2 protein-coding genes and 1 pseudogene are annotated in these 8,462 nt (G+C 71.3%); 2 read left to right on the plus strand and 1 reads right to left on the minus strand.

Translation table 11 applies throughout. The features are described from left to right. A pseudogene (locus ACRWNP_RS36550) lies at window positions 1–6,999 on the minus strand (hypothetical protein); the annotation flags it as partial. Window positions 7,000–7,181: 182 nt separating this feature from the next. On the opposite strand from ACRWNP_RS36550, the gene ACRWNP_RS36555 reads away from it, so the two are divergent. Continuing rightward, window positions 7,182–8,051, plus strand: coding sequence for a hypothetical protein (locus ACRWNP_RS36555; protein ID WP_431969230.1), 870 nt, complete (start codon window positions 7,182–7,184; stop codon window positions 8,049–8,051). A 48-nt stretch (window positions 8,052–8,099) separates the two neighbouring features. Beyond that, window positions 8,100–8,399, plus strand: a complete 300-nt coding sequence (locus ACRWNP_RS36560; RefSeq protein ID WP_431969232.1) for a hypothetical protein — start codon at window positions 8,100–8,102, stop codon at window positions 8,397–8,399. Window positions 8,400–8,462: the final 63 nt, after the last annotated feature.

Consider the following 8,462-nt stretch of genomic DNA (forward strand, 5'->3'; position numbering starts at 1 on the left):
GTGGACGAAATCACCCATCCCGCCCGACAGCCCGGAGACGGCCGGCGCCGACACACCACGGGCGTCGCCCCGGACGGGGAACGACTTGTCGCCCTGGAAGTGCACCCGCGCGTCCTCCGCGCCTGAGCCGTGGACGACGGCACGCTCCACGTCGTCCTGGAACCGGTGGACCATGTCCACCAGCCCGCTCGGCGGGAAACGGTTGTCGAGGGCCTCGATGAGCTTCTGCTCCGCGACGCCGAGCGCCCGTGCGAGGTTCCCGGTGTTGCCCGGCCTGCTGTTCCAGCCGGACGACAGGGCGTTGCCCGGCCCCACGTGGATGGACTTCGACGCGGTGTCGCTGGAGGCGCCGTGCAGGTCGATCAGGTTCTGGTCGGTGTGCGGTCGCGCGGTGAGGTGGAACTTGCTCCCGGTGATCGTGACTTCCGTCGTGTTCGCGAGCTTCTTCCCCGCCACCGTCACGTCGGCTTCGTTGCCGGAGCTGAGCATCACGTTCAGGTGGACGGCCACCTTCGCTTCCGTCCCACCGTCCTTGACCGTGACGACGATCGGCCGGGAAACGAGGTTCTTGCCGTCGTTGTTGCGGGTGCCCGCGCCGAACTCGAAACCGGCGAGCGTACGGCGCTCGTCGCCGTTGCGCCCGCCCGTGCCGATGACGACGTCCAGGATCTTGTCCTCGGTCAGTTTCGCGGCGCCCCCCGAGGCGGACGGTGCCGCCGGGGAGACGAACGAGCCGTCGCCGGACGGCTCGACACGCGCGGCCGTGCCCGTGAAGAGGTCGTCCCTGGGCACCCCGCGTTCGTCAAGGAGCGAGCGGGTGAAGTCGAGGTCGGCGTAGCTTTCGTGCACCCCGTCGGCGGCGGCGCCGGACGTGCTGCCGCCGGGGGCCGGAGGCGTGTCGGGACCGCCCGCGTGGCCGCTCGCCGGCGCCGGCCCGTGCGCCGGCGAAGGCCCGGGACCACCGGTGCCGCCCGGGTGGGTCCCACCGGGTCCGGGGGGCGCCGACGGCGCGGAGGGCGCCGGGTGCACTCCGGGGGCGCGGCCCGCGCCAGGTCGCGCGTTGTGGACCTCGACCGTGAACGAGAGCCCCTTGTCCTTGGCGAACTGCTCGAGCTGCAGCTTCTGGGCCTGGATCGCCGGATCGAAACCGTCGTCCACGAGTACGACGCGGTCCAGGTCGTCCCACTTCACGCCGCCGTGGACCTGTGCCTCGAAGTAGCGGTTCAGGTGCCGCTCCAGCGTCCCGGCGTCCCGGAAACCGCGGAACGCGTCGTCGAACTGGAAGCCGGTCGCCTCGGCGAAGGCCAGCCGGACCAGAGGCTCGTGGCCGTGGTTGAGGAGCGGCAGCATGTTGCCCCGGCCGGTGACGCTCCGGGCGCCCTGCAGGTCCTCCATGAAGCTGTCCGCCGGGGTGAACGTGGCCCGGTCCATCAGATTGGGCTTGAGGTGGAAGACCGCTTGCCCGTACATCTTCACGCCGCCGGGACGGTACTTGGAGGTGAGGGCGGCGTAGTTCGGGAGGTCCGCGAGGTCGCCCGCGGTCGGCGCGAACGGCTTGCCGTCCTGGCCCGGGTAGATCCCGGATGCGTCCGTCGTCCGCTTCACGGACGCCGGCAGGCCGAGTGCCTCCTCCGCCCTGCCGCGCGTGACGTAGTACCCGGCGCCCGCGTTGCCGGTCTCCCATGCGTTGCGGAGCAGCTGCTGGTCCCCGGTCAGCGCGTCCAGCAGCGTCCCTCCGCCCGGCAACTGGTTGCCGAGCTTGAGGTTCACCGTGAGCGAGAGCTCGTCCTGCAGGTGCTTGTGGACCTTCGCGATGAGCTCACCGGCCTCCGCCCCGTCGAGCGGGTAGCCCTTCGCCCACTTCCACTCACCGCTGCGCAGCTTCGCGGTCAGGGCGTCCGTGTCCGCCGCGAGCGTGCGCAGTGCCCGCCGCTCGGCCATCACGATCGCCGAGAGCTGCGGCATGCGCAGGTTGCGCAGTTCCGTTCGGCCTTCGAGGGCGTGGAACAGCTGGACGTTCTCCTCGAACGACTTCTGCTGCTGCACCAGCACCGACTTCAGCGCGTCGTCGTGCTCCGCGCCGGCCAGCCCCTTGGTCAGGACGTCCTGGTGCGCCTTGAGGTCGCCCTCGTACGCCTCCTTGCCGCCGCCCTTGGGCCACCCGTGGGCGGACTGAGGCTCACTCAGCCAGTGGGCCACGGTCAGGTCCTGGCCGCTGGGAACGAGGGCGTGGCTGAGCTTGCCGTCCTCCAGCGAGGTGACGACATGGGTCGCGGACGGGACGTGGTCGACGGACTGCACCACTGCCTCGGGAGCCGGCGGAAGGGCGTCGCCGCGGCCCTTGAGGTGCAGCAGCGAACGCAGTCCCTCCGGAAGGCGCGCACCGCCGCCGAGACCGTGGCCGCCGTAGGCCTGCACCTCGGGGAGCGGCGCGCCGCCGGTCAGCTCGTCCCAGTGGGCCTCCGCCCGGGCCAGCGCGTCGTCGGCCTGCCTGACCTGCTCCCACGACTCGAGGTAGCGGACGCCGTCGACCTCGGCCGAGGTGCCGACACCGTCCACGTAGCGCGTCTGCAGGTCGTCGCGGATCGTCCGGGCGTTGATCAGCTCGCGGCGGGCGTCGGTGATGGCCGCCGCCGCGTCGATCTCCGACAGGTCGTCCCCGGCGTTGACCCGCACGCCGTCTTGGTCGCCGCCCATGCCGGAGGAGCCGGATGTGTCGGCCGGCGCCTTGCCCTTGCCCTTGTCCACGGCCGGGGTGTGCGGCTCCCCACCGGAGGTGACATGGACGTCGCCGCCGGTCCCCGGGTGCACGGGTGACGGCGGACCGGACGGCAGGTCGTCCAGCGACGTCCGGGACACGCCCATCTCGTGCAGCATGCCGTCGATATCGTCGAGCATCCGCTGCATTTCGGGCGCGTGATGCACCGGGGACTCCGGCACATCCGTGAAGGAATGCCCGACTCCCGACCCACCGGGGCTCGGCACCGGATCCGGAACGCTGTCCAGCGAGCCCCTGCCGACGCCGGGGAGTGAGTCGCCGGCGACGGACGCGGGCACCGAGGGGGCCGGCAGGTCGGAAAGCCCGGGACGGAGCGTGCCGTAGGTCTCGCCCAGCTGTCGTGACAACTGGCGGCCCGCGTCGTCACCCGAGGTGAGGATGGTGTGGGTGATCATCGTCTCGAACTGACCGAGCAGCCCGAGACGTTCCTTCTGCGGGGCCGTCGCGAGATTCCCGTTGATCAGCGGACGCTGGTGGTCGAAGAGCACGAAGTGCTTCGCCTGGTCGGAGGCGGCGTCGACCTGGTCGTTCGCGACACGCCGCCAGTCGTTCACATCGAGGAAGGCGTCCTGGTACCGCATCGCGTCGTCGGCGGTCAGCTTGGCCACGGGCCCCGTTCCGTCCGCCCAGTGCCAGGCGCCGTTGGGAGTCAGCATGGCGTCGACCAGACGGTACGGGGCCGCCACCCACAGGTCCGCCACGGTCTTCCCGAGCGCGGCGGAGACGAAGCCCTCGGCGAACCGCACGCAGTTGTAGCGGAACAGGTCGTAGACGGCGCCGGAGTTGGCCAGCGCGTACCGGTATCCCTCGAACAGCTGCTCAGCGGTGATCCGGTAGGTGCCCAGCACGCGGACGTGCCCGGACAGGAGGTACTCGGCGTCGTTGACGAGGGCACCGGGGCGACCGAAGAGGCTTCCCTCGTCGCCGGGGTAGAAGCCGATCGTGAGCGGCTTGCGCTCGCCCGGCAGCATCACGGACACCATGGCGTGGCCCACGTCATCGGAGAACTCGCGCCAGGTCCGGCCACCGGGGTTCGCCACAAGGGCCACCTCGATGTTCGCCGCCGGGTTGTCGATGGCCGCCTCCACGTGCTGCCGCAGCGGGCGGAGCAGGTCGACGAACTGCGCGAAGCCGTCCAGGTCCTCGGTCCCGTGCTCGCCGATCGGAGTCCCGGGTATCGAGTCGTCATCCATGTCGAAGTGCGAACGCATCGGTGCGCCCGTGTCGTCCAGGACCACGTCGTCGAGCCCGCCGGCCGGAGGTCCCGGCAGCGAGCCGCCTTCCGCGTCGAGGTGCAGACGCATCGGTGCGCCGGCGTCGTCCAGGTCCACGTCATCGAGCCCGTCGAGCAGACCGCTCTCCGGCCGCGGCGGCCTCGGCGGGACAGGCGGCGCGTGGTGCCCGCCGGGCCCCGGGGTGGCGGGCGCGTCGTGCGTGAGGTCGGTGTCCCTGACGCCGCCGGGGAGGTGCCCGCGTTCCGGGCCGGCGAGGTGCACGGCGAGCTGGTCGGCCTGGGCGCGGATGTCGACCTTGGTGAAGGCGGCGCCGCGGAGGTCCTCCAGCACCTGGCGGGCGGCGGTGACGGTCTCCGCGGTCACCGCGCCGGACCCCATCTTGCCCAGCTTCAGGTTGACCTCGTGGAGCAGGTCCGCCTCGCGCGAGAGCACGTGACCGCCGCCCGACGCCGCGGGCGGGACCGGTACCGGGTCCTGACGCAGCGGCACCGCGACGTGTCCGTCGCCGGTGACGGCCACCTTGTCGTGCGTGCCGGGGGTGACGACGACGTCGTCCGTGCTCCGTGCGGGCGCCCCGGCGAAGGCGTGGCCCGCGCCGGCGTCCACGGTCTTCCCGGCTCCGGGCGCGCCGGCGAACGCGGGGCCGTCGACGGGACGGACGCCCCGGCCGTCGTCGAGGAGGTCGAGCGCGGAGCGGGCCGCGTCCTTGGGCGGCGTCCCGTGGACGCCGCCCTTGGGCAGGCCGGGAGCGGGGGCGCCGTGCGCGGAGGGACCGGGCACGGTGTCGGTGACCACGGAGCCGGGGCGGCCGGTGCCGGCGGGGCGCACGAGCTCGTCGAGGGTCAGATGGGCCTGGTTGGCGCGGGCCGCACCGGCGACGTTCTCGTCGAGGGCGGACCCGAGGTGCGTGGGCACCGGATTGTTCGGCGTCCCCTTGGAGCCGCCCGCCAGCGCGTCGAACGCCGACCCTCCGGCGCTGGTGCCGCTCTGGTGCCCGGGGACCCCGGTGAGCGGGGCGTGGGCGCCGCCCGGTCCGCCCGGAGCCGCAAGGAGGTCGTGGACCCCGGCACCGCTCGGCGGCGCCTGGACACCGTTCAGCGCGGTGTGCGCGGCACCCGTCCCCGCGCCCGGGGCGCCGGGGGCGGCGAGCAGGTCGTGCAGGGCCGTGCCGCCCGGGGCGGGCGCGGGCACTCCGGTGACGGCGGTGTGCAGCGCGCTGGTCCCGCCGGGCGGTCCCGAAATGACGCCGGCCGGGCCCTGCGCGAGCAGGTTGCCCCCGTGGCCCTTGGCGACGAGGGCGGAGACGTCCACGCCTTCGTGCACGACCGGGGCGCCTGCGGAGCCGGGCACATACAGGCCCGAGGAGTGCGTCACATGGCCGCCCGGGGCCGCCGCGCTCACCCCGAGCCCCCCGCTCATCTGGCCGGGCGCCACGTCGAAGGCGTCGATCTTCATCCGGTTCATCTGTGTGCCGGCGATGTCGACCACGTCGTCCATGTGCCGCACTGCCCGGAAGCCGGCCGTCGAGTTGTCGAACACGGCGTTCGCCCCGTGCACCGAGACGGGGTTGACCGTGCCGACCCGCAGCCCCGTCAGGTCGACGGTGCTGATGGGCGCCACGGAGAAGGAGGACGGGCGGACGGAGGTGTGGGTGTCGGCGAAGTTGCCGAAGCGCACGTTCTCCAGGTCCATGCGGGCCATGTTGATGTTGGCGTGCCCGAGGTCCAGGTGCGGGGTCGCGCCGTGCGGGCCCATCGGCACGGCGCTCACGGTGTGCGCGACCGTGCCGCCCACCGGCAGGTCCCACACCCCCCGGCCCATGACGCCGCGGTCCCAGAAGCCCATGCGGAGCGCGCCCTTGAGCCCGTACTCCGCGATGTCGGTGTGCGTCACGGGCAGGATCAGGCGCGTCCACTTGGCGCCGCCCATCTGGCTGCTCCAGGTCTCCTGGGCGAAGAGCCGGAAGTTCTGCCACGCCCCGGGGGCGCCGGCCCGTATGGCCGACCCCCAGCCGCGCACCACCACGGGGATGGAGCGGACGCCCTGGACGACGACCAGCCCGCCCTTGACGAACACCGAGCCGCCGAGCGCGGGCACGTTGTGGAAGTTCTGCATGACCCACAGTCCGCCCTGGCGCACCCAGGTCAGGCTGATCCGCGCGACGTCCCGCAGACCGGTGAAGACGGTGGCGAACCGGAACCCGCTGATCATGTCCTTCAGGGACAGGAAGCTGTTGCGTCCCCACTGGACGACGGCTTTGAAGCCGGACTTGAGGAGGCCGCCGATGGCGAAGATCGGCAGCGCCTTCGTGGTGGGGGCGATGATGCCGAGCCCGGCGAGGAACAGGTCGAGGAAACCGATGTCGCCGCGGGCGAAGTCGATGGCCGCCTTCACGAACAGCGTCATGTTGACGCCGAGGGCGAGCAGGGCGACCGGACCGCCGAAGATCAGCGCCGGGACGATGAGGATGATCGCCAGGATCTGGAACATCTCCCAGAAGACCTGGCAGTCCGAGATCGGCAGCCGGATGTCGGAGGCGTTGTTGATCGCGTTCGCGATGGTGCTGCCCACGTCGTCGAGCTCCGTGCCCGCGCTCTGGGCGGTCTGCCGAAGGGCCTCCAGTTGCGGGTCGTCCTTCGCCAGGCCGCGTGCGGCCGACAGGGCGCCGTCCGCCCGCCGCTGGGCATCCTCGATGTGGTTCGCCCAGGCGCCGAGGTTCTGGGAGACCTCCCAGAAGGAGTCGGCAACGTCGTTGATGTGGTTGCGCAGCCTGTCGTCGACCTTGCCCCGCAGCGCGTCGGCGGTCTTCCCGGCGAAGACACTGCTGTCCGCCGTGTCCATCACCTGGTCGATGGCCTTCGCGATGGACCTCGCCTGAGAACCGATCTTGACCAGGTCGTCGACCAGCAGACGGATCTGGCCCGGGTCTCCGGGGGTCGGATCCCCGTGGAGGCCGAGAACGTTCCAGTCGCTCGGGCGAGGCATGTCAGGGATCCCTCCCGGTTCGGTGCGGAGGAGCACGGCGGAGCTCTCCACGTGGACCACGCGCGGGGCACGCACGTGGTTCATGTGACGTGGGTCAAACCCGCGTGCGGCGGTGAACCGGCGGGGGGCGTGGTGCGTGGTCGTGGTGACCGGATTCTCCAAGGACCGTCCGGAGGTCCCCTGTGCCCGAGATCAAAATCGACTACGACGTCCTCAACGCGGCCAAGCGCGACCTGGAAGCCCTGGCGGGCGAGATCGACCCGCTCATCAACAAGGGCGTCTTCGGCCGCCTCGGCTCGGGCAGCGGTGAGGCGGAGGCGATCCTCGGGCACGAGGGCGTCGCCAGTGCGATGTCGCTCTTCCACACCAACGCCAGCAGCACCATGAAACGCGCGGACAAGGGCCTGAAGGAGCTGGCCGCCGCTTTCGGCGGCGTGGGCGAGGCCTTCCGCGAGTTCGACTCCGAGCTGGGCGCCGAGATCGGTGTGATGAGCGCCAATCTGCACGTTCAGAACTGGCGGCAGAAGAAGGACCTGTGGGACTACAAGCAGAACCACCTCAGCGAGTGCGAGGGGCCCGGCGAACTGCCGGACTTCTGCTCCGCCACGAACCCCGGTGACACGCCCCCCGACTTCCATGTCGATACGCCCAACGGTGGTTCGATCGACTCGCACGTGGAGGTCGACAAGGACGGCAACGTCACCAAGGAAGTGACCACCGTCAACTACGACGGCAACAAGTACACCTCCACCACCACGTACAACGGCCCGAGCTACACGACGGACACCACGTATCCCGACGGCAGCACCGCGCACACGGTGGCCAACATCAACAGCGACGGCAGCGGCTCCATGACCGTCACCGGCAGCGACGGCAGCCACACCGAGTACACCCGCGGGCCGAAGGGCGCCGACGGCAAGACGCCGGAGTGGACGTGGTCCGGCGGCAACAAGCCGGGCGAGGACCCGCACAACCCGACGAACCCCAATAATCCGGACACTCATCCGCAGAACCCTGGTACCCACGGCGGCACCAGCCCGAAGATCGCCTGATCGGGGACACCACCCCCAGGCCAGTCAGCAGAACAGAAAGGCGTTGCAATGCCTGCGATTCACATCGTTCCCGAGGACGTCCGGCAGCGGGCGTCGGCGCACGCGTCCACCTGCAGCGAGTGGATGGCCCGCCTCGAGGGCCTGAAGGGCCAGGTCGAGAACATGCTCAACGACGAGCTGGTGCTGCCCCAGGCCAGCCCCGCCATCCGTGACGCCTACCAGCAGTTCACCGGCAGCCTCACCCAGGCCATCCACGGCCTGGAGAACTTCGGTGAGGCGTTCACCTCGATCGCCAAGGGCGCCGAGGACTTCGACGCCCAGGTCGCGGGCAACTTCAACAAGAAGTAGCGGTCACGACGAAGGGCCGGGCGGGAGTCGTCCCCCGCCCGGCCCTTCGTCGTGACCGGGGAC

It is taken from the genome of Actinacidiphila sp. bgisy160, from assembly GCF_965342435.1.
Taxonomy (GTDB): Bacteria; Actinomycetota; Actinomycetes; order Streptomycetales; family Streptomycetaceae; genus Actinacidiphila.

Coding starts and splice junctions, on each gene's coding strand:
- ACRWNP_RS36560 (WP_431969232.1), top strand. CDS start 8,100: ATGCCTGCGATTCACATCGTTCCCGAGGACGTCCGGCAGCGGGCGTCG.